Origin of the sequence: Streptomyces sp. NPDC001544 (assembly GCF_042894285.1) — a bacterium.
Lineage (GTDB): Bacteria > Actinomycetota > Actinomycetes > Streptomycetales > Streptomycetaceae > Streptomyces.
Map to the genome: position 1 here is coordinate 155,598 of NZ_JBIAVN010000001.1, position 19,986 is coordinate 175,583.

19 protein-coding genes and 1 tRNA gene are annotated in these 19,986 nt (G+C 70.0%); 15 read left to right on the plus strand and 5 right to left on the minus strand.

The window, feature by feature from the left end; genetic code table 11:
• Window positions 1–29 precede the first annotated feature (29 nt).
• The 5 genes from ACFY0F_RS00710 (at window position 30) to ACFY0F_RS00730 (ending at window position 4,381) form a co-directional block, all read left to right on the plus strand.
• Entirely contained in the window at window positions 30–968 is a 939-nt protein-coding gene (locus tag ACFY0F_RS00710) for a bifunctional DNA primase/polymerase (protein WP_388786816.1), read from the plus strand.
• The gene (locus ACFY0F_RS00715; RefSeq protein ID WP_388786818.1) at window positions 965–1,381 is read left to right on the plus strand and encodes a hypothetical protein; all 417 of its coding nucleotides are present in this window, start codon (window positions 965–967) and stop codon (window positions 1,379–1,381) included. Before ACFY0F_RS00710 ends, ACFY0F_RS00715 begins: the two co-directional genes overlap by 4 nt.
• Complete coding sequence (locus ACFY0F_RS00720; protein ID WP_388786820.1) at window positions 1,378–2,634, plus strand: DUF3631 domain-containing protein; 1,257 nt, start codon at window positions 1,378–1,380, stop codon at window positions 2,632–2,634. The genes ACFY0F_RS00715 and ACFY0F_RS00720 overlap by 4 nt, the downstream gene beginning before the upstream one ends.
• Before the next feature lie 173 nt (window positions 2,635–2,807).
• Window positions 2,808–3,002, plus strand: coding sequence for a helix-turn-helix domain-containing protein (locus ACFY0F_RS00725; protein WP_360735380.1), 195 nt, complete (start codon window positions 2,808–2,810; stop codon window positions 3,000–3,002).
• An 86-nt stretch (window positions 3,003–3,088) separates the two neighbouring features.
• Entirely contained in the window at window positions 3,089–4,381 is a 1,293-nt protein-coding gene (locus tag ACFY0F_RS00730; RefSeq protein WP_388786823.1) for a tyrosine-type recombinase/integrase, read from the plus strand.
• A gap of 79 nt (window positions 4,382–4,460) precedes the next feature.
• On the opposite strand, the gene ACFY0F_RS00735 is transcribed toward ACFY0F_RS00730, so the two are convergent.
• Both ACFY0F_RS00735 and ACFY0F_RS00740 read right to left on the minus strand, forming a co-directional pair.
• Window positions 4,461–5,543 (minus strand): hypothetical protein, encoded by a 1,083-nt coding sequence (locus tag ACFY0F_RS00735; protein ID WP_388786826.1) that lies wholly within the window; start codon window positions 5,541–5,543, stop codon window positions 4,461–4,463.
• Window positions 5,544–6,022: 479 nt separating this feature from the next.
• Window positions 6,023–6,095: transfer RNA gene (locus ACFY0F_RS00740), tRNA-Arg, on the minus strand.
• Between the two features lie 267 nt (window positions 6,096–6,362).
• Between ACFY0F_RS00740 and ACFY0F_RS00745 the strand changes: the two genes are divergently transcribed.
• The 4 genes from ACFY0F_RS00745 to ACFY0F_RS00760 all read left to right on the plus strand — a co-directional run bounded on the left by ACFY0F_RS00745 (window position 6,363) and on the right by ACFY0F_RS00760 (window position 12,582).
• Window positions 6,363–7,970, plus strand: a complete 1,608-nt coding sequence (locus ACFY0F_RS00745) for a dynamin family protein (protein WP_388786829.1) — start codon at window positions 6,363–6,365, stop codon at window positions 7,968–7,970.
• Between the two features lie 570 nt (window positions 7,971–8,540).
• Window positions 8,541–10,298, plus strand: coding sequence for a GTPase (locus tag ACFY0F_RS00750; RefSeq protein WP_388789109.1), 1,758 nt, complete (start codon window positions 8,541–8,543; stop codon window positions 10,296–10,298).
• A gap of 183 nt (window positions 10,299–10,481) precedes the next feature.
• Complete coding sequence (locus tag ACFY0F_RS00755) at window positions 10,482–10,949, plus strand: single-stranded DNA-binding protein (protein WP_388786831.1); 468 nt, start codon at window positions 10,482–10,484, stop codon at window positions 10,947–10,949.
• A 196-nt stretch (window positions 10,950–11,145) separates the two neighbouring features.
• Entirely contained in the window at window positions 11,146–12,582 is a 1,437-nt protein-coding gene (locus ACFY0F_RS00760) for a Cys-Gln thioester bond-forming surface protein (RefSeq protein ID WP_388786834.1), read from the plus strand.
• Window positions 12,583–12,606: 24 nt separating this feature from the next.
• On the opposite strand, the gene ACFY0F_RS00765 is transcribed toward ACFY0F_RS00760, so the two are convergent.
• Together ACFY0F_RS00765 and ACFY0F_RS00770 are read right to left on the minus strand one after the other, a co-directional pair.
• Entirely contained in the window at window positions 12,607–13,167 is a 561-nt protein-coding gene (locus ACFY0F_RS00765) for a GNAT family N-acetyltransferase (RefSeq protein WP_388786838.1), read from the minus strand.
• Window positions 13,168–13,399: 232 nt separating this feature from the next.
• Window positions 13,400–13,774: a hypothetical protein gene (locus ACFY0F_RS00770; RefSeq protein ID WP_388786841.1), complete on the minus strand. Its 375-nt coding sequence runs from the start codon at window positions 13,772–13,774 to the stop codon at window positions 13,400–13,402.
• 376 nt (window positions 13,775–14,150) lie between these two features.
• Between ACFY0F_RS00770 and ACFY0F_RS00775 the strand changes: the two genes are divergently transcribed.
• On the plus strand, window positions 14,151–14,522 hold the full coding sequence (locus tag ACFY0F_RS00775; protein WP_388786844.1) for a DUF397 domain-containing protein: 372 nt from the start codon (window positions 14,151–14,153) through the stop codon (window positions 14,520–14,522).
• Between the two features lie 737 nt (window positions 14,523–15,259).
• Complete coding sequence (locus ACFY0F_RS00780) at window positions 15,260–15,418, plus strand: hypothetical protein (RefSeq protein WP_388786846.1); 159 nt, start codon at window positions 15,260–15,262, stop codon at window positions 15,416–15,418.
• A gap of 76 nt (window positions 15,419–15,494) precedes the next feature.
• Here ACFY0F_RS00780 and ACFY0F_RS00785 read toward each other — a convergent pair whose 3' ends face one another.
• On the minus strand, window positions 15,495–16,046 hold the full coding sequence (locus tag ACFY0F_RS00785; RefSeq protein WP_388786849.1) for a helix-turn-helix domain-containing protein: 552 nt from the start codon (window positions 16,044–16,046) through the stop codon (window positions 15,495–15,497).
• A 55-nt stretch (window positions 16,047–16,101) separates the two neighbouring features.
• Between ACFY0F_RS00785 and ACFY0F_RS00790 the strand changes: the two genes are divergently transcribed.
• From ACFY0F_RS00790 to ACFY0F_RS00805, 4 genes are all read left to right on the plus strand, one after another.
• Window positions 16,102–16,950 carry a patatin-like phospholipase family protein gene (locus tag ACFY0F_RS00790; protein WP_388786851.1) on the plus strand — a complete coding sequence of 283 codons (849 nt, stop codon included), beginning with the start codon at window positions 16,102–16,104 and terminating at the stop codon, window positions 16,948–16,950.
• Between the two features lie 280 nt (window positions 16,951–17,230).
• Complete coding sequence (gene ettA, locus ACFY0F_RS00795; RefSeq protein ID WP_388786854.1) at window positions 17,231–18,895, plus strand: energy-dependent translational throttle protein EttA; 1,665 nt, start codon at window positions 17,231–17,233, stop codon at window positions 18,893–18,895.
• Window positions 18,896–18,901: 6 nt separating this feature from the next.
• On the plus strand, window positions 18,902–19,312 hold the full coding sequence (locus tag ACFY0F_RS00800) for an acyl-CoA thioesterase (RefSeq protein WP_388786857.1): 411 nt from the start codon (window positions 18,902–18,904) through the stop codon (window positions 19,310–19,312).
• Window positions 19,309–19,983, plus strand: a complete 675-nt coding sequence (locus tag ACFY0F_RS00805; RefSeq protein ID WP_388786860.1) for a hypothetical protein — start codon at window positions 19,309–19,311, stop codon at window positions 19,981–19,983. The genes ACFY0F_RS00800 and ACFY0F_RS00805 overlap by 4 nt, the downstream gene beginning before the upstream one ends.
• The last annotated feature ends 3 nt before the right edge of the window (window positions 19,984–19,986 follow it).

Here is a 19,986-nt window from a genome sequence, read left to right on the forward strand (position 1 = left end):
TGACCCATCCCGCCCCTGGGGGGCGCGGCATGCCCCTCATCAACGTCACCGACATGCCGCTGATCGCCCTGGACAGCCTGCACCTGCTGGCCGCCGCGCTCTACGCGGCAGAGCACAACTGGCCCGTCATTCCACTGCACCCCCACACCAAACGCCCGGCCGGGCACCCCGAACGGTCCTGCCCCGGCACCGGACGGTGCGCGGACGGGCACCGCACCCCCGAGCAGCGCGCCACCACCGACCCGGAACTGATCCAGGCCGCATGGGCGCGCGCCGCGTACAACGTGGGTATCGCCACCGGCCCGGCCGGGCTGCTGGTGATCGATCTAGACGTGTGCAAGCCAGGAGAGAAAGAAGGAGCGCCTGACGGCGCCGCTTCCTTGAGCGCGCTCTGCGAGCGCGCCGGCGAGCAGCTTCCGCCCACCTACCAGGTGCGGACCCCCAGCGGGGGCCGCCACCTGTACTTCACCGCCCCGCCCGGCGGGCGCCTGCACAGCAGCGTCAACCGGCTGGGACCGCACGTCGACACCCGGGCCTGGGGCGGCTACGTCGTCGCCCCCGGCAGCACCACCCCCGACGGCGCCTACGAGGTGCTGGACGACGCGCCCGTGGCCGAGCTGCCGCACTGGCTTGTCCCACTGCTGATCGAGCCGTCCCGGCCCACAGCGACAGTCCCGGCGCCGCTGCTCATCCACGAGTCGGTCACCCGACGAGCCAGGGCGGCGCTGGAGCGCGAGGTGGCTTCGGTGGCCAGGACGACCGAAGGCAGCCGGAACAACCGGCTGTTGGAGGGCGCCCGCGCGTTGGGGCGGTTCGTCGCCTGGGGCGAGATCCCGCGGAACGTGGTGGAGGAGGCTTTTCAGGCGGGGGGAGAGGCGGCAGGACTGTCCGCGTCCGAGTGCCGGGCCACCATCCGTAGCGCGCTGGATTGGTCCATTCGTACCTGCCGGCCCCGGGACGTCGCATGACCCCCCGCCCTGAAAAGCCCACCCAACCCAAGTCCGAGCGGTCGCGCCCGGCGGGTGGCGGCGCCGAAGCGGGCCGTGGCACGAAGGGCGACGGCCGTCAGGCCGTCCTTTCAGTTCTTCGTTCTGGCCCGCACGCGGTCGGCAACGCCCGCCGGGACGGCGAGGACCCGACGCCGGACCGGCCGGGGATTCGCATCTTCGCCCCGCCGGTCTACCGCCACCACTACGACGGCGCCCGCTGGTCCAAGCGCTACGGCTCCACCCCCACCGCCGCCTACGCCTGCCCCTGCGGCCAAACCGGATCCGCCAAAGGGCAAGACGCCGTGGCCGCTCTGGTGACCGAGTACGAGTCCCACAAGCACTTCTGCACCGGCACACCCACGCCCCGCACCGAAAGGAGGAACGCCGCATGACCAGCACCAACGTGTCCGCCCCGTCAATCGACGGTGCCGCCCTGCTCGATGAGGTCGAAGCGTTCCACCGCCGCTTCAGCATCTTCCCCACCGAGTCCGCGTATGTGGCCGTGGCGTTGTGGGACGCGCACGCGCACCTGATCGACGCGTTCGACGGCACGGCCCGGCTCGCGTTCCTCTCGCCCGAGCCGGGGTCGGGCAAGTCCCGTGCGCTGGAGATCGTGGAGACGCTCACCCCGCGTGCGGTCACCACGGTCAACGCGTCCGCCAACGCCCTGTTCCGGCTGGTGGAGGCTGACGGGGGAACCCCGACGTTGCTCTTCGACGAGATCGACACCGTGTTCGGGCCCAAGGCCGGGGGCAACGAAGAGGTCCGCGGCTTCCTGAACTCCGGCTACCGACGCGGTGCGAAGTCCCTGCGCTGCGTCGGGGACGGCTCGAACCAGTCCACCGAGTGGTTCTCCTCGTTCTGCGCCGTCGCCATGGCCGGACTCGGTTCCCTGCCGGACACGATCCTGACCCGCTCGGTCATCATCCGGATGCGGAAGAAGGCGCCCAACGAGAAGGCCGAGCCGTACCGCCGGCGCGTCCACGAGAAGCAGGGCCACGCCCTGCGTGACCGGCTCGCCGAGTGGGCCGCCACCGTGCACGACCAGGTCGCCGAAGCCTGGCCCGAGATGCCCGAGGGCGTCTCCGACCGGCCCGCCGACGTGTGGGAACCCCTGCTCGCCGTCGCCGACGCGGCCGGCGGGCACTGGCCCGAGCGCGCCCGCGCCGCCTGCGTCGAACTCATCAAGGCCGCGGGCGAGGGCAACGAAGCCTCCCTCGGGGTCCGCCTGCTGACCGACCTGCGCGACAAGGTGTTCTGCGGCGCCGACCGCATGCCCACCGCCGCCATCCTCGAAGTCCTCCACGGGCTCGATGACGCGCCCTGGGCTGACCTGAACGACGACGGCAAACCGCTCACGGCCCGTGGGCTGTCCAAGCTCCTGAGCCAGTACGTACGCCCCGACAACACCCCCATCCGCCCCCGTGGCATCCGGGTCGGCAGCGGCACCCCGAAGGGCTACTACGCCGAGGATCTGACCGACGCTTGGGCGCGCTACTGCCCCCCGCTCCCTGAGAAGTCCGCAACATCCGCAACAGCCGCAACACCGCAGGTCAACGGGGGTGAATCCGTGGCGGAAGACTCCGACGAAAGCCGCCACAAGCACGCCGAAACCGGCACACGCCCTCTGCGCGCCGTCGGCTGACACCCCCGCTCCCACGGTGCCGCCGCGCCACCGCGCGGCGGCACCTATCCGCAACACAACCGCCATCCGCCACAAACGCAAGCCGCTGACCTGCAATGTTGCGGCGTGGCGGATGTTGCGGATTCCCCAGAAGGCCCCCAGACGTTGATCAAAACAGAAGAGAGGACGGCGGTATGAGCGCCGGCGCGCGAGACGACAAGCTCACGCTCGCGGAGATCTGCAGGGACCTGAAAGTCTCCCGCTCCACCTTCTACGACTGGCGAGCGAAAGGGCGCGCCCCTCGCTGTATCAAGCTGCCCAACGGTGACATCCGGGTCCGGCGCAGCGACTACGAACACTGGCTGGACGCGCGGGAGGACGCCGCCTGATGGACGGAACGACGTACAACGTCAAGATCTGGAAGACGGCGGTCTACAAGGGCAAGCGCAAGACCACACACACCGTCCGATGGGAGTTGGACGGCAAGGAGTGGCGAGCACCGTTCGACACGAAGGCGCTGGCGGACGCCTTCCGCTCCGAGTTGGTCAGCGCCACGCGCCGTGGTGAGGCGTTCAGCCTCACCACGGGGCGTCCCGTCTCGCATCAGTCCGGGGCGAGCGCGGTGAACTGGTACGACTTCGCCGTCCAGTTCGCTGATGCTCAGTGGCACCGGACCAGCGGGAACAGCCGTAAGAACACGTCCAAAGCGCTTATGTCGACCACCGTTGCCCTGCTGCGCACACCGCCCACTTCCTTCCGGCCGGTTGACGTGCGCACCGCGTTGCGGGAGTTCGCGTTCAACACGCGGCGCCGGGAGGACGCGCCGCCCGAGGTGGCCACGATCCTGAAGTGGGTGGAGCGCAACACGCTGACTATGGCCGTCTGGGAGGACCCCGCCAAGGTCGACGAGGTGCTTCGGGCCGTCGACACGAAGTTGGACGGCACACGCGCGGCGGCAAGCTCCGTCAAGCGCAACCGGCGGATCCTGAACGTGTCCATGGAGTACGCCGTCAAGCACGGAATCCTGCGAGCGAATCCCCTGCCGAAGGGGAGAGGAGCGGCACCGAAGACTTCCTCCGCGGTCGACAAGAGGTCACTTCTCAACCCGGAGCAGGCGGCGCGCCTACTGGGGTGGGTGCGCCGGCGTCCCCGTGGCGGCAAGCGGCTCCACGCCTTCTTCGCCACGATGTACTACGCCGGGCCACGCCCGGAGGAGGTCGTGGCGATGCACGTCGCGGACGTTCGCCTGCCCACGGAGGACGCAGACGACCAGTGGTGTGAGCTGCTGTTCCACACGGCGCAGCCGGAGGTCGGGAAGAACTGGACGGACGGCGGTGAGATCCACGAAGAGCGCGGACTCAAGGGACGCGCCTCGGATGACACGCGCGTCGTGCCGGGCCATCCGTCGCTGACGCGGATCCTGCGCGAGCACATCGAGACTGAGAGCCTGAAGCCTGGAGATCTGCTGTTCCCGGGCGAGAAGGGCGGCATGCTCGCGGGCTCGGTCATCCGGCGGGCATGGCGGACTGCTCGCGCCGAAGTGCTCTCTCCGGAGGAATTCGCCTCACCGCTCGGCAGGCGGGTGTACGACCTGCGGCACACCTGCCTGACGAACTGGCTCAACGACGGCATCCCGCCGGCGCAGGTGGCTGAGTGGGCAGGCAACAGCGTCCCCGTGCTGCTGGCAATCTACGCTCGGTGCATCTCGGGACAGTTGCGGGACCTGAAACAGCGGATCCTGGCGCGTGGGGATCTCCCCCTGCTCTGAGGCCGGGGACCCGAGGGGGGCGTTCATGCGTGACGGATCCATAGATGAATCTGTTACGCATGAACGCCTGCTCCAACTGCTACTCTGCGAATCTGTACTTTAGCTTCTCCGGAATTATTGCTGCCGTAAGCTTCTCAAGCGTGTCGTGTAGGTCGGCATCCATGAGAATGTTAATGATTAGCGCTGACATGCGATGCCATGCGGAAGTTTCGAGCGTTTCGGCGATAGGCGCACAAGCATAGAGAAGCATATTTGCGTCAAAAGATTCGGTGCTCGCTTCGAGTGTTCTCTCCGTTAGATCCTCGAAGCCTGCGGAACCCCTGACGTGCAAGTATATGTAGCCGATCTGGGCAACAATTGCGATCCTGTTTCTTGTGTCATGGATGCGCTTGATTTCTGTTTCTTCGAGGCGACAGATTGTCTCCTCCATGCTCGGCGGCGTGGAGGGTTGCAGGGCTTCTCTGCCTGCCAGTTCGTGGGCCGCGAGGACAGTCTCAACCGACGCCCTGAACGCCTCTCGTTCCTCCTGTGTTGCGCTTGAGGGTGCCGCGTCGGCCATTATTTCAGCTAGCTTCTGGGCGCCGACTTCTTCGTGTCCAAGGAAACTTCCAATCGTCAGGGCGGCAAGATTTTGGATACTCTGCTCGTTCGCGACTTGCCAGATCGGCGGTGCATATTTTGCCGTCGGTGGCGGGTGAAGGTAGGCGTTCCTGAAATGCCGGGAGGCGACGCGCGAGATGATCTCGGCTTTGTCTTCTTGATTATTTGCGCGCTTCAGTGCTCTTTCGACCCTACGGTCGACGCTCTGGTCCCCGTGTCTGACGAACCATTCGAAGGAGGATCGGATCCCTTTTTCGGGGATTCTCAGACAGGGCTCAAAAAGGTCTAGATTCCTGGGGTCCACGGTGAAGATGCGGAGAACGGCTTCGTGGACAGACCGGCCGCGCCGGCCGACCAACGCCATGGCCTCCGCCAGTTCGGCAACGTCGTTGCCCGGATCAGAGCACGAGCCTCTGCCTCGTCCTAGGTATGTCCGACAGTTGCGCGGTACAGCACCGATAGTTCTCCAGCGCTCGAGCTGCGCGACGCTCACACCCAGACCCTTGCGCTTCAGCTCTGCGATGAGGGCGGCGTCCGCAGCGCTTGGGCCGGTCCTTGTCACAGAGCCACTTTAGAACCCCGCGACGTTGGTTTGAGCTGTGTCGTGCCGTACCTGGCTGACTTGCTGGCGCAGGGGCCCGAGGGGGGCTCCGTGAGATTGGGGTGCAACATGACCGACCGCCAGGCAGGTGAACGGCGCTTCGGTGTCGTGCGTGCTGTTGTCGCTGCCGCCGTATCGGGTGCTGTCCGAGCTATCGTCGCGTGGGTCCTGGGAGATGACGACTCCGGGGAGAGCGGGAACCTCCCGGAGGACTGAAGCCCTTGGCTGAGGGGCGAGGGTGCGACCGTGTCGGCGGGCGCATCTCGCCCCGCCCGTTACTTCTCCGCGTATTCACCGCAGCCACCCGCAGAAACCCGGTGACAGCCGGACAACGCCGGACGCCCCCGCGATCACTGGGGGAGGGTCCGGCGTCTTTTTGCGTGCACCTGCACCCATCCTGACCAGCAAAAACGCCCTCCCGAAGGAGGGCGGTGCAGGGGCGCCCCCGGCAGGACTCGAACCTGCGGCCAAGCGCTTAGAAGGCGCCTGCTCTATCCACTGAGCTACGGGGGCCGGGGACAAGGATAGGGCTCCTGGAACCTTGTCCCGGTTGCTTCGCCTCCGTGGCTCGATGTGGAGGTTCGGTGAAGCGGTCCTGATAATCGCAGGCAGGTACGAATCGTGCATCGCTTTTGGGGTCCGACGGCGCCTGGTGTTGTGCACTCGTTATGCCTGGCCTGTGCCTCCGTCCCAGTCATCCCTTACGTCCGTTCTGTCCACTCGGCGCGCAGACATGTCTATATGCTTCAGAATTACCCCGAAATTGGGCATTCTTCGCATGTGGTGACCTTGGACGTACGGCCTCAGCTACTCGACGCACTCTCCGCCCTGCGCGACTGTGTCGCCGCCGCACGCTTCCCGCTGCCCCTGGCGGGGGCTCCACGCGCGCGTGCCAACCGCGACGAACTACTCGCGCAGCTCGACGACTACTTGGTGCCCCGCTTGCGGGAGCCTGAGGCGCCGTTGCTGGCAGTGGTGGGTGGTTCGACCGGGGCGGGCAAGTCGACGCTGGTCAACTCCCTCGTGGGGAGTCGGGTCAGCGAGGCGGGCGTGCTGCGGCCGACGACCCGGACGCCGGTACTGGTCTGCAACCCGGAGGACCATCACTGGTTCAGCGGTATGCGGGTGCTGCCAGATCTCACGCGCGCGTGGGCTCCGAAGCAGGACCCGGGGGACGACCTTCCCATCCCCCGTGACGATCCCGCGCGCGTGCTGCGGATCGAGACCACCGACAGCCTCCCGCGCGGTATCGCCCTGCTCGACGCGCCCGACATCGACTCCCTCGTCGCCGACAACCGGACCCTGGCCGCCGAACTCATCTGCGCGGCCGACATCTGGGTGATGGTGACGACGGCCGCCCGATACGCCGACGCGGTGCCCTGGCACCTGCTGCGGACCGCCAAGGAGTACGACGTCACCCTGGTGACCGTCCTCGACCGGGTGCCCCACCAGGTGGTCTCCGAGGTCTCGCGGCAGTACGGGGCGCTGCTCGCCAAGGCCGGGCTCGGTGACGTACCCCGGTTCACCGTGCCCGAGCTGCCCGAGTCGGCCTGGGGCGGGGGTCTGCTGCCGGCCACCGCGGTTGCGGCGCTGCGGGCCTGGCTCGTCCAGCAGGCGCAGGACGGCGGCCACCGGCAGCACGTCATGGCACGCACCGTGTACGGCCTGCTCGACTCGCTCAAGTCACGCCTGCCCGAGCTGGCCAGCGCCGTCGCCGCCCAGTACGCGGCCGCGCTGCGGCTCACGGCCGCCGTCGACGCGGCGTACGACAGCGAGCACGCGCGCGTCCGGGGACGACTGCAGGCCGGGGCCGTACTCGCCGGGGACGCGCTCAAGCGCTGGCGTGCGTTCCCGCTGGACTGCACCGCCGGGGAACTCCTCGACACCCTGGCGGAGAGCCTGGCCGCGCTGCTGCTGTGCGCCGTCACGGCCGCCGACGAGCGCGCCGACGACGCCTGGCGGCGCGAACCCGCGGCGGGCGCCCCGGAACTCGCGGACCGGGATCCGTCCCTGGAGGGCACCGAGCACCGGATCGGACTCGCCGTACGGCGGTGGCGGCGCGAGCTCGAAGAGTACGCCGAGGACGAACTGCGCGAGCTCGACCGCAGCGTCGCACCGGACCCGGAGGTCGTGGCCGCCCTGGTCGCCACCGCGCTGCTCGGCGGCCGCCGGGCGCGCTCCGCGGGCGAAGGGCTCGCCGAGCGGATCGGAGCCCACGGCGCGCTGCGGCTGCGCGACCGCGCCGGCCGGCTGCTCGCCGACTACGTCGACCGGATCATGCACGGCGAACGCGAACGCCGCCTCGCCCCGCTCGACGCGCTCGAGGTCCATCCCGACCCGCAGGCAGAACTCATCGCCGCGCTGTCCGTACTGCAGAAGGAGAGATGACCGGTGACCGCCGTCACTGACCAGGACCACACCGGCCACATGGAGACCACGGGTCGCATGGACCACATGGACCACACCGATCACCCTTCGGAGCGGGAAACGCGGGAAACGCGGGAAACGCGGGACACGCGGGAAACGGGAGATCCGCGAGATCCGCGAGATCCGCGTTCGCGGGATTCCCGGGATTCGGGTGACAGCGCCGGCCACCGCCCCGAGCGTGAGCACCGCGACGAACACGCGGAGATCGACCGCGTCGACCGTCTCGACCGCCTCGGTCAACTCGGTCAGCTTGGACAACTCGGCCAGTTCGGCCATATCGACCAGCAGCGGCAGGCCGAGCCCACCGGTGAAGCGGTCGCCCGGGACCCGGCGCCTCGGGCCCCTTCCGCACCCTCGGCACCATCCTCGGCACCTGCACCACCTCAGGTGCAGCCGTCCGACATGGCCGCCTCGGAGGTCGCGGACTCCACGGCCGACGAGGCCACCGAAGGAATCCCCGGCCAGGGCCAGGGCCAGGGCCAGGGCGAGGCCGAGCAGGCGCAGCACGGGAAGCACGGGAAGCACACGCACGTGCGGGACGACGACCCCTCCGAGCCTGAGCCGGCCCCCGACGCCACGGACGTCTGGGACGACGGCCTCATCGCCCGACGGGTGACCGAGGCCGGCGGCACCGCTCCCCCCGGCCAGCCCTCCGGCTTCGAGACCAGGAAACCCGCCGCGCAGCCGGTCACGCCCCTCGCCTACGACGGTCCGCTGCGCTCACGCCTGGACGCCCTGCGCGAACTCGTCGGTCTCTCCCGCACCCGCCTCGACAGCCGGACGCTCGCGGAGGCGGGCCGGGTCCTCGACGAGGCGGTGGCACGCCGCAAGCTCTCCGGCCAGCACACCGTCGTAGCCATCGCCGGCGCCACCGGCAGCGGCAAGTCCACGCTGTTCAACGCGCTGGCCGGGGTGGCCATCTCGGAGACCGGCGTGCGACGGCCGACCACCGCCTCGCCCATCGCGTGCAGCTGGAGCGACGGTGCGGCGACCCTGATCGACCGGCTGGGCATCCCGGGGCGGCTGCGCCGCCGCCCGGTGAACAGCCCGGAGAACGAGGGCCAGCTGCGCGGGCTGGTCCTGGTCGACCTGCCCGACCACGACTCGGCGGCCGTGGAGCACCGCGAGCAGGTGGACCGCATCCTGCGGCTCGTCGACGCCGTCATCTGGGTCGTCGACCCCGAGAAGTACGCCGACGCGGTGCTGCACGAGCGGTATCTACGGCCCCTGGCGGGCCACGCGGAGGTCATGTTCGTCGTCCTCAACCAGGTCGACCGGCTGCCCGGCGAGGCCGCCGACCAGGTCCTGGACGACCTGCGGCGGCTGCTCGACGAGGACGGTGTGGCCCTGGGGGAGTACGGCGAACCGGGTGCGGTCGTGCTCGCCCTGTCCGCGCTCACCGGGGACGGTGTCGGCGATCTGCGCGAGGCGCTCGGGGAGTTCGTGGCCGAGCGCGGGGCGGCGGCCCGCCGTGTCGCGGCCGACGTGGACGCCGCCGCGGCCCGGCTGCAGCCCGTGTACGCCACCGGGCGTCGCGTCGGGCTGAGCGAGGAGGCACGTGAGGAGTTCGCCGCCCGGCTCGCGGACGCCGTGGGCGCCACCGCCGCCGGGGAGGCCGCCGAACGCGCCTGGCTGCGCAATGCCAACCGCGCCTGCGGCACGCCCTGGCTGCGGCTGTGGCGGTGGTGCCAGGGCCGGCGCGAACCCACGACGGGACGGCTCCAGGCGGCCCCGCAGGCGGAGGAGGAGGCCACGGCACGCCAGCGGGTCGAGCAGGCGGTGCGCACGGTGTCCGACCGGGCCTCGGAGGGGCTGCCCACGCCGTGGGCGCAGGCGGTGCGCGAGGCGGCCGTACGCGGCTCCCAGGGGCTGCCGGAGGCACTGGACGAGCTGGCGGCGCGGGCCGGGTTGCCGCCGGGGCGTCCACCGCGGCCGGGCTGGTGGCCGGTGGCCGTGATGGTCCAGGCGGCCATGACCATCCTGCAGATCGTGGGTGGACTGTGGCTGCTGGGACAGATCGTCGGCGTCATGACGCCCAACCTGGGCGTGCCGGTGCTGCTGATGGTGTGCGGCATCATCGGCGGGCCGATCGTCGAGTGGGGCTGCCGGATGGCGGCACGCGGTCCGGCGCGGCGCTACGGGCTGGAGGCGGAACGCCGGTTGCGGGAGGCGGCCGCGGGCTGCGGCCGGGCCCGGGTGCTCGATCCGGTGGCCTCGGAGCTGCTGCGGTATCAGGAGGTGCGGGAGCAGTACGGCCGGGTCGCGAGGACGGGGGCCACGGTGCTCTGACCCCGGTGGAAGGGAGGTGAACCACTCGTCCGGGTGACGGAGTTCTCCACAGTCGGCCGGTGGTCCACAGCGCTCGGCGGGCCCGGCCCGACGGCGGCAGTCTGGCATCGGACGCAGCCGTACGGGACGGGCCCGTACGCGTATCCGTCCGGCGGGAGCCGCCGGGCGAGGGAGGGATCCGCGATGAACGAGACGATGGTGTGCGTGGTGGGCAACGTGGCGACGAAGCCGGCGTACCGCGATCTGGCCTCGGGGCCGTCGGCACGGTTCCGGTTGGCGGCGACGCCACGCTACTGGGACCGCGAGAAGAGCGCGTGGACGGACGGCAGTACGAACTACTTCACCGTGTGGGCCAACCGGCAGCTCGCCGGCAACGCGGCGGCCTCGTTGAACCTGGGCGATCCCGTCGTCGTCCACGGCAGGCTGAAGGTGCGCGAGGAGACACGCGACGGGCAGAAATGGGTCTCCGCGGACATCGACGCGGTGTCGATCGGGCACGACCTGGCGCGCGGCACGTCGGCGTTCCTGCGCACGCCGAAACAGGAGGCGGTACTCCCGCGGCGACCGGAACCCGACTGGGAGACCCCGCCCGTGGACGCCGACGCCGACGCGGCCGCCCAACGGGAGCCGGAAACAGTAGCGGTGACGTGACGTCAGCCACAGCGGCGATAACGATTCCGAGTCGGATCGGTCATCCGACCAAATGACCGGCGAGCGCGGTGCGCTTGATCCATAAGATGCCGGGCGTAGCTCTCGGGGCTGCTGATTCTGCTGGTGGGACCGTTCCCCCCACGTCGACGGGTCCTGCTCGAAGGGGAATTTAGTGCTTTCTGCGTTCTCTGGGCCCTTGGGGTTCGTCACGGCGTCCGCGCGGTCCACGCGCGGACGCGGGCCGGTCCGCGCCGCCGCGGCGACCCTGGTCACCGGGCTGGTGGCCGCCGGGCTGCTCGCCGGGGCCGATGTGGCCGCCGCGGACGGAACACCGCAGCAGCAGGCCGGGGCGACCGCCACCATAGGCGGCCTGAAGACCTACGGCGAGGCCGTGGTCCACGGGGACGGCGGAGACCAGCCGGTGTCCGCCGGCCTGTTCGAGATGTCCGTCGAGGGTGGCGGCACCCTGCAGACGTACTGCGTCGACCTGCACAACCCCACGCAGAAGGACGCCAAGTACCAGGAGACCCCCTGGAGCGGGACCTCGCTCGGCACCAACAAGGACGCCGGGCGGATCCGTTGGATCCTGCAGAACTCCTACCCCCAGGTCAACGACCTCGCCGCGCTCGCGCACCGGGCCGGTGTCCGCGGCCTCACCGAGCAGGACGCCGCGGCCGGCACGCAGGTCGCCATCTGGCGCTACTCCGACGGCGCCGACGTCGACGCGGTCGACCCGCAGGCCGAGAAGCTCGCCGACTATCTGCAGAAGAGTGCCCGCTCCCAGGCGGAGCCCGAGGCCTCCCTGACCCTCGACCCGCCCGCGGTCTCCGGTCGCCCCGGCGGACTGCTCGGACCGGTGACCGTGCACACCAACGCGCGCAGCGTGACGGTGACACCACCGGCGGACGCGGCGATCACCGGCGTCCGCATCGTGGACGGCACCGGCAAGCCGGTCACCTCGGCCTCGAACGGCGGCCGCCTGTTCTTCGACGTCCCCGAAAGGGCCACCGGGGGCACCGCCCACGCGTTCAGCAGCGGGGGAGGTTCGGCCGAACTGACCGTCCAGGCGTCGACCACCGTCCCGGTCGGCCGCGCCTTCACCTCCGACAGCCGCAGCCAGACCCAGATTTTGGCAGGCTCCAGCGAGTCGACGGTCTCCGCCACCGCTAGCGCCGACTGGGCGGGCAAGGGCGCGATACCAGCCCTGTCGGCCGCCGAGAACTGCGCCAAGGGCAGCCTGGACATCAACGGCGCCAACACGGGCGACGAGCCGTTCACCTTCGACCTGATGGACACCGGGTACACGATTCCCGCGGCCGCCTCCCGCACGGTGACGGTCCCCCTCCAGGAGGACCAGGCCTACGACTTCACGATCACCGGTCCGAACGGCTTCCAGCAGCGCTTCACCGGCGTCCTGGACTGCCGCACCCAGTCCGCCGAGACAGGCAACGCCATCCGGACCCTCAGTGAACCCAGCCCCGCGTCGGTGGGCGGCACGGCCGGCGGCACGAACCTCGCCGCGACCGGCGGCTCCGCCGTGACGCCCCTGATCGCCGGAACGGCCATCGGCCTGGTGGTGATCGGCGGCGGGGTGCTGGTGGTGCTGCGCCGGCGGGAGTCGACGGGACGCTGAGCGAGGCGTCCTGACCCGGGCCGGTCAGGCTCCGAACGAGTGGAGATCGGTCGCGGCGAGGGTTTGCTGCGCGTCGTACGCCTCGAAGGTGCCCTTGCGCCGGAAGCCGAGGCGGGCGGCGAGCTTCAGCGAACGCTCGTTGGCCGTCTGGGTCACCACCAGGACCGGCTGGTCGGGAAGCTCGTCGGCGGCGCCGCGCAACGCGGCCGTCGCGGCCTCGAACGCCAGCCCCGCGCCCCAGGCGTCGCGTCGTAGTACGTAGCTCAGTTCCAGTTCCCAGCCCTCCTCGGTGACGTGTCCGGGAAGCTCCGCGGGACGTCGGGCGAGCAGAAGGGTCCCGGTGAGCCGGTCGGTCGTCCTGTCGGCGATGACGAACGCTCCGGGCTTTTCGGTGACGCCGGGGGTACCGGTCGCGTCGAGATACTGCTCGACAGCGTCCCGGGGCCTCGGGCCGCCCAGGTATAACCAGACCTGCGGATCGGTCAGGAGCTCGATGAGTCCGTCGCGGTCGGCGTCGTGTGCTTTGCGCAGCCGGAGCCGATCCGAGGTGAGCTCCGTGGCGGACAGCGTGGGCGATGTGTTCATGGAGCTCATCCTGCACGGGCCGGGCCGCGGTCTCCGGGTCATGCGCAACCCCCAATCGCTTCTGGCCCGGCGGCTCCCCAGGCCGCCCCCGGGCCGTCCCGGCGCCCGTCCGAGGCCGACGAGGCCGGCCAACGGTGACCGACGGTGTTCAGGGCGGCTGCCCGGCCAGGGAAGAGGCGACAGCAGGGGTGGCTTCTGCCGGCAGGAGCCACCCCTGCGTCAGGGCCACTGATCAGGCGTTGGCGCAGATCGCGTACACGCTGATGCCGACGCTGGGGTAGCCGTCCTGCCGGCCGAGCGCGATCCATCCGCTGCCGTCGTCGGTGGGGAAGCTGCCGACCAGGACCGCGCCGTTTCCTTGCGCTTCGCCGCCGCCGCCGATGACCTTCTTGCCCGCCGGGCAGTAGACGGTGCGCCGTTGGAAGTTGGGCACGTTGGCGTTGGGGAGCTTGACGATCTGGTAGCCGTCCACGGCTCGCGCCGGTGCCTCGGCTGCCGCCGCCCGGCCGGTGACGTTCTGCCCTGCGGTGGCCTGAGCGGCCCAGCCGGCTCCGGACACCAGGGCCAGCGCCAGAACGCCCGCACCGATCGCCTGTTTGCCTCGCATACGCATGTCCTCTCGTCCCGTGGACTCCGGGATGGCGGAGCCCTCGGTGGCCATCGTCGCCATGCCGAACGGACGGCAAGCAGGAAAACCACCTAAACGCCACGATGAGGCGAACATGGGGCATAGGGGGCGCTGAGGGTCGGCAGGTCCCGGGCATGGCGGACACCCCTTACGCCGCGGAACCCGAATCCTCGACGGCGCCTGTCCGGTGTCGTTGCCGTCCCGGAGGGACGGTGTGCTTCCGGGCCCCGTCGCCGCACGTCGGCCGAGTTCCTCACGGCTCCTCGGCAGGCACCCGGCAGCGCACCTGCTTCCCGATCGCCGAGCGTCGTACCTGCCACCCCGGCGCGAGCAGGTCGACCAGCCCGAGTCGGAAGTGAGCGACTTCGAGGTCGACCTGTACGCAAGTGATCTCACCCGAGCGATATGGCGCAAGGCGTCGAGCAGCGGTGCGGAGAACAACTGCGAAGAGGTTGCCGAACTCCCCGGCGGCGCGAGAGCGGTTCGGGACTCCAAAGACCCCGGCCGCGCCCCCCTGCGCCTCACCGCCTCGGAGTGGGTGGCCTTCCGGGACGGGCTTGGCCGGTACGGGCAGGGCCTCTGCACACGTGATGTCGCACGGGTGCAGAGGTCCGCTGAGGAGGCTTCCGAGCGCAGGGGATCACGACAACGCGCCGGACGTCATGGGTTCGCGGTGGAGGTGCGCGACACCAGTGCCGGCCGTTCACTGCCGTGTCCGCCTGGCTGAGCCGAGCAGTAACTCGGTCATGTCACGAGCATCGCGGCGGCGAGACGGGCTGGCAGACCACACGCCAGGCAAAACGACGCAGCACAGAAGAGCGAGTGGGCTGAGGACAGCGATCACGCCGATCCATGGATAGGCCACTGTGACGGGTACCAAGAGACCGCCCGATACCAGGCCAAGCAGCGGCCCCGCCCTCACGGTTCAGTTGCGCTCGCCATGCGCAGGGTTCCTTCCTGTTCACGGAGCTTCGGGCCCCGGCCCGACACCCACGCGTTTTACGGTCATACAGGACTGACCGTCATTCATGAGGCACCGGTGACCGCACGCACCAGGATGGCGAGTCCACGGCAAGCATGCGCGGTGCCCCATCCCCCGTCGATGGGAGCAAGTTCATCTTGCCCTGCCGCACAGGGCCTTGTGAGGCGTTTCCAGATATGGCAGGCAACGGCACTGCCGTCAGGGCCAGGGTGGACGGGTGTCAGAGCGCACGGGGAGCCGTTGTTGCTACCCCGCCCCCGGCGGTCGGAGGCGGGCCGCGGGCAGCTGCCGCAGGGCAGCGCGGCGGCGCAGCACCGCCCTGCGGCGCCGCCAGGTGCGCTCGGTCCGGCTGCGGGCCGGTCCAAGCCAGAACTGCTTGCCCACGACCTGAAGATTCCCACTCGCAGGCACCACATGCGCGAACTCCATCGGGCCACCCTCGTTCACCGGCACCACTGCCGGGACCACCTCAGGCGGCTGACATGAGCAGGCGATGCTTCGGCCGGCGCCTGCTCCGCAGGAGCCATCCGCTGCTGCGGCATCAGCGCCGGCACCCCGGGCGCCCTCAGGCCCAGCACGTCCCGCTGCTGCTCAGCAACCAGCGTGACCGGTCACTCGGAGACTGCATGTCCAGCGCCTGATGCGAACGCATGGAGTTGTATTCCTCCACCTTGACAGGGAAGCCGCGAATCGGCGCGGTGCAGCCGGATAACGCCGCTATACGGGCACACCCATGATCGCGAGGACCTCGTTGCGCAGAGAGTCCGTGTGGGCGGGCTGCTCGTCGAGGGCGCTCTTCCATAGAAGGTAGGACAGGCCGCTCTCGGCGCGCCGCCGCACGTCCGGCCCGGACCCGCACACGTTCTCCAGCCGGGTGGCCAGCCCGTCGGCCATGGGCGTGAGCTTGGCCTGCCGCGCCACGCGCGCCAGCTCGGAGTCCGGCTGACTCAGGCAGGCGGCGACCAGCCGGCCCAGCCCTCGCGGCACGGCCGCGATGATGCGCTCCACCGAGGCGGTCAGGTCCACCAGCGGGTCTCCTGTGTCCCGTGCCGCGTGCTGGGGTATGTCCGCGCGCAGGGCCGCCATGACCAGCTCTTCCTTGCCCGCCCAGCGCCGGTAGAGCCCGCCGAGGCCGATCCCGGCGGATTCGGCGACATCCTTCATCCGCAGCCCGTCGTATCCGCGTTCCTCCAGGAGGGCCAAGGCGTGTTCGAGGGCCAGACGGTCGATGTCCGAGCGGCGGGGGCGACCGCGGTGCGCGTTCTCCATGCCATTACGGTAACGTGCATTATCGGAAATGATAATTCTCGGAAAGGTCGCCGCCATGGCTTTCACCACCTCGACCCGTGCACTCGTCCTCGGCGGCGGTGGCATCACCGGCATCGGATGGGAGATCGGCGTACTGGCCGGACTGCTCGACAAGGGTGTCGACCTGCGTGACGCGGACACGGTGATTGGTACGTCGGCCGGCTCGATCGTGGGCATGAACTACACCTCGGGAACCGACTGGGAGGCGCTCTTCACCGACCAGGCCCACGCCGGCGAGCACGAACCGGTCATACGCACCGACCCCGGCGTCTACGAGGGCTGGATCGAGGCGTTCCGCGCCGGCGCGGGCGATCCCGAAGCGGTGGGCGCCGGATTCGGCCGGGTGGCCCGCAAGTACGGCGCGAGCGTCGACCCCGAGACCCGTCGCGCCGTCGTCCGGGCCCGGCTGCGCACCACGCAGTGGCCGGCCAATATGCGCGTCGCGGTCACCGACGCCGACACCGGCCGCCTGGAACTGCTCGGCCCGCACGCGGGGGTCTCCATCGAGACCGCCACCGCCGCGAGCGGCGCCGTCCCCGGCATCTGGCCCAGCGTCCGGTTCAACGGCCGTGAATGGATCGACGCCGGGATGGTCTCCGCCGCCAACGCCACCCTGGCAGCCGGACACGACCGCATCATCGTCCTCGCCCCCATGTCCGAGGGCCACGCGGGCATTCCCAGCGCCCAGGACGACGTCGCCCGCCTCAACGACACCGCCCGCGCCTTCCTCGTCATCCCCGACGACGCCAGCCGCGACGCCATCGGCCCCAATCCCTACGACCCCAACCGCGCCCAGGCCGCGGCTGAGGCCGGTCGCCGTCAAGGCCGTGCCAACGCCGCCGATGTCAAGGCGCTCTGGGGCTGACCGGGCCGCCCCTCTGCCACGCCCACGGCCGCCCCTGCGTCCCTCGGCCGCTTGAATGATCGGACGGCGAGGCGACTGGATCCTGGGCCGTCTGTGGGCCGTGCGAGGGTGTCCGAGGCCGACCGACGGCGACCGGCAGCGACAGTCGAGCCTCGGCCGTCAGCGGCAAAGCCCCAGGTCAGAGCCCCGTGATGATACGGGTTTCCGCCCAGGGGTGGCGGTCGGGCAAGATGGGCTGTATCTGCCCACTGCCAGATTTCAAGCTGCCGGACGGTTTCTCTTGGCTGAGTTCATTTACACCATGCGCAAGGCGCGCAAAGCGCACGGCGACAAGGTGATCCTCGATGACGTCACCCTGAACTTCCTGCCGGGGGCGAAGATCGGCGTCGTCGGCCCGAACGGCGCCGGTAAGTCGACCGTGCTGAAGATCATGGCGGGGCTGGAGCAGCCGTCGAACGGTGACGCCTTCCTCTCGCCCGGGTACACCGTCGGCATCCTGCTCCAGGAGCCCCCGCTGAACGAGGAGAAGACCGTCCTGGAGAACGTCCAGGAGGGTGTCGCCGAGATCAAGGGCAAGCTCGACCGGTTCAACGAGATCGCCGAGCTCATGGCCACCGACTACTCCGACGCGCTGCTCGAGGAGATGGGCAAGCTCCAGGAGGAGCTGGACCACGCGGAGGCCTGGGACCTCGACGCCCAGCTCGAGCAGGCCATGGACGCCCTCGGCTGCCCGCCCGGGGACTGGCCCGTCACCACCCTCTCCGGTGGTGAGCGGCGCCGTGTCGCGCTGTGCAAGCTGCTCCTGGAGGCGCCCGACCTGCTGCTCCTCGACGAGCCCACCAACCACCTCGACGCCGAGTCCGTGAACTGGCTGGAGCAGCACCTCGCCAAGTACGCGGGCACCGTCGTGGCCGTCACCCACGACCGGTACTTCCTCGACAACGTGGCCGGCTGGATCTGCGAGGTCGACCGCGGCCGCCTGCACGGCTACGAGGGCAACTACTCCAAGTACCTGGAGACCAAGGCGACCCGCCTCAAGGTCGAGGGCCAGAAGGACGCCAAGCGGCAGAAGCGGCTCAAGGACGAGCTGGAGTGGGTGCGGTCCAACGCCAAGGGGCGGCAGGCCAAGTCCAAGGCGCGTCTCGCGCGGTACGAGGAGATGGCCGCCGAGGCCGACAAGATGCGGAAGCTGGACTTCGAGGAGATCCAGATCCCGCCGGGGCCGCGGCTCGGCAACGTGGTCGTCGAGGTCGACAAGCTCAACAAGGCCTTCGGGGACAAGGTCCTCATCGAGAACCTCTCCTTCACGCTCCCGCGCAACGGGATCGTCGGGGTCATCGGCCCGAACGGCGCCGGCAAGACCACCCTGTTCAAGATGATCCAGGGGCTGGAGAAGCCCGACTCCGGCAGCATCAAGGTCGGCGAGACCGTCAAGATCTCGTACGTCGACCAGAGCCGCGAGAACATCGACCCGAAGAAGACGCTGTGGGCCGTCGTCTCCGACGAGCTCGACTACATCAACGTCGGTCAGGTCGAGATGCCGTCGCGCGCGTACGTCTCCGCCTTCGGGTTCAAGGGACCGGACCAGCAGAAGCCGGCCGGTGTCCTGTCCGGCGGTGAGCGCAACCGGCTGAACCTCGCGCTCACCCTCAAGCAGGGCGGCAACCTGCTGCTCCTCGACGAGCCGACCAACGACCTCGACGTCGAGACCCTCAGCAGCCTGGAGAACGCGCTGCTGGAGTTCCCGGGCTGCGCCGTGGTCGTCTCCCACGACCGGTGGTTCCTCGACCGCGTCGCCACGCACATCCTCGCCTACGAGGGCGAGTCCAAGTGGTTCTGGTTCGAGGGCAACTTCGAGTCGTACGAGAAGAACAAGGTCGAGCGGCTCGGCCCGGACGCCGCGCGTCCGCACCGCGCCACCTACAAGAAGCTGACCCGGGGCTGATCGATCTTGCGCCACATCTACCGCTGCCCGCTGCGCTGGTCGGACATGGACGCGTACGGCCACGTCAACAACGCGGTCTTCATCCGTTACCTGGAGGAGGCCCGTATCAACTTCTTGCACCGTCCGGAGAAGGAGTTCAAGCAGGGGTCGGTGGTGGCGCGCCACGAGATCGACTACAAGCGGCAGCTCGTCCACCGGCACCACCCGGTCGACATCGAGCTGTGGGTCTCCGCGATCAGGGCCGCGTCCTTCACCATCAGCTATGAGGTGAAGGACGACGACCTGGTCTACGTACGGGCCTCGACGGTGGTCGTGCCGTTCGACTTCGAGGCACAGCGACCGCGCCGGATCACCGAGGAGGAGCGGGAGTTCCTCCAGGGCTACACGGACGACGAGGCGGAGGCCGTCGCCGCATGACGGTGCTCCCTCTCGCCGACGAGGGGGAGGCGGCCGACCTCGTCGCCTTCCTCGCCCGGCTGCTCCACTACGACCGCGGGGCCGCCGTGCGCCTCCAGGCCGCGGGTACCGCGCTCGCCGTGTTCGGGCGGCCGCCGTCCTTCGAGGTGCTGGCGATCCGCGCGGTGCGGCTCGAGAAGCCGTACGAGAACGGGCTGGACGTCACCTTGGACGTGACCGTGTCCGCGGGTGAGTTGCTGGAGTCGATCGACGAGACGGCGGCCACGGCCGTCGTGCCGGGCGCGGTGACCGGGCCGCCGTGGGCGGGGCTCCTTCCGCCGCGCGGCGGGTGGCGGGCGCAGCCGGGACTGCCGGCCCCCGACACCCTGCGGACCATGGTCGCCGCCGCCGTCGCCGAATTCCGCTCCCGTACGCAGGAGCTGGCGCCCGAGGCGCGTACCCGGGCCGAACTCGACCGGATCGGGCGGGAGATCTGGTCCCGGACGGTCGCGGACACCGGCCTTCCGGTGCGGGCCGTGCACGCGGCCCAGTCGCTGGGGTTCCTGCGGCCCGGCGGCGAGGGCGGCCTGGGACTGTACTCGTCGGGCACGTGGCTCAGGCTGCGCACGCCGTACGGATCCGTCGCCGTGCGCACGGCGGGGCTCGCGACCCTGGGCGTCAGCGTGCGCTGACCC

Coding starts and splice junctions, on each gene's coding strand:
- ACFY0F_RS00710 (WP_388786816.1), top strand. CDS start 30: ATGCCCCTCATCAACGTCACCGACATGCCGCTGATCGCCCTGGACAGC.
- ACFY0F_RS00715 (WP_388786818.1), top strand. CDS start 965: ATGACCCCCCGCCCTGAAAAGCCCACCCAACCCAAGTCCGAGCGGTCG.
- ACFY0F_RS00720 (WP_388786820.1), top strand. CDS start 1,378: ATGACCAGCACCAACGTGTCCGCCCCGTCAATCGACGGTGCCGCCCTG.
- ACFY0F_RS00725 (WP_360735380.1), top strand. CDS start 2,808: ATGAGCGCCGGCGCGCGAGACGACAAGCTCACGCTCGCGGAGATCTGC.
- ACFY0F_RS00755 (WP_388786831.1), top strand. CDS start 10,482: ATGAACGAGACGATGGTGTGCGTGGTGGGCAACGTGGCGACGAAGCCG.
- ACFY0F_RS00765 (WP_388786838.1), bottom strand. CDS start 13,167: ATGAACACATCGCCCACGCTGTCCGCCACGGAGCTCACCTCGGATCGG.
- ACFY0F_RS00770 (WP_388786841.1), bottom strand. CDS start 13,774: ATGCGAGGCAAACAGGCGATCGGTGCGGGCGTTCTGGCGCTGGCCCTG.
- ACFY0F_RS00780 (WP_388786846.1), top strand. CDS start 15,260: ATGAGCAGGCGATGCTTCGGCCGGCGCCTGCTCCGCAGGAGCCATCCG.
- ACFY0F_RS00785 (WP_388786849.1), bottom strand. CDS start 16,046: ATGGAGAACGCGCACCGCGGTCGCCCCCGCCGCTCGGACATCGACCGT.
- ACFY0F_RS00790 (WP_388786851.1), top strand. CDS start 16,102: ATGGCTTTCACCACCTCGACCCGTGCACTCGTCCTCGGCGGCGGTGGC.
- ACFY0F_RS00805 (WP_388786860.1), top strand. CDS start 19,309: ATGACGGTGCTCCCTCTCGCCGACGAGGGGGAGGCGGCCGACCTCGTC.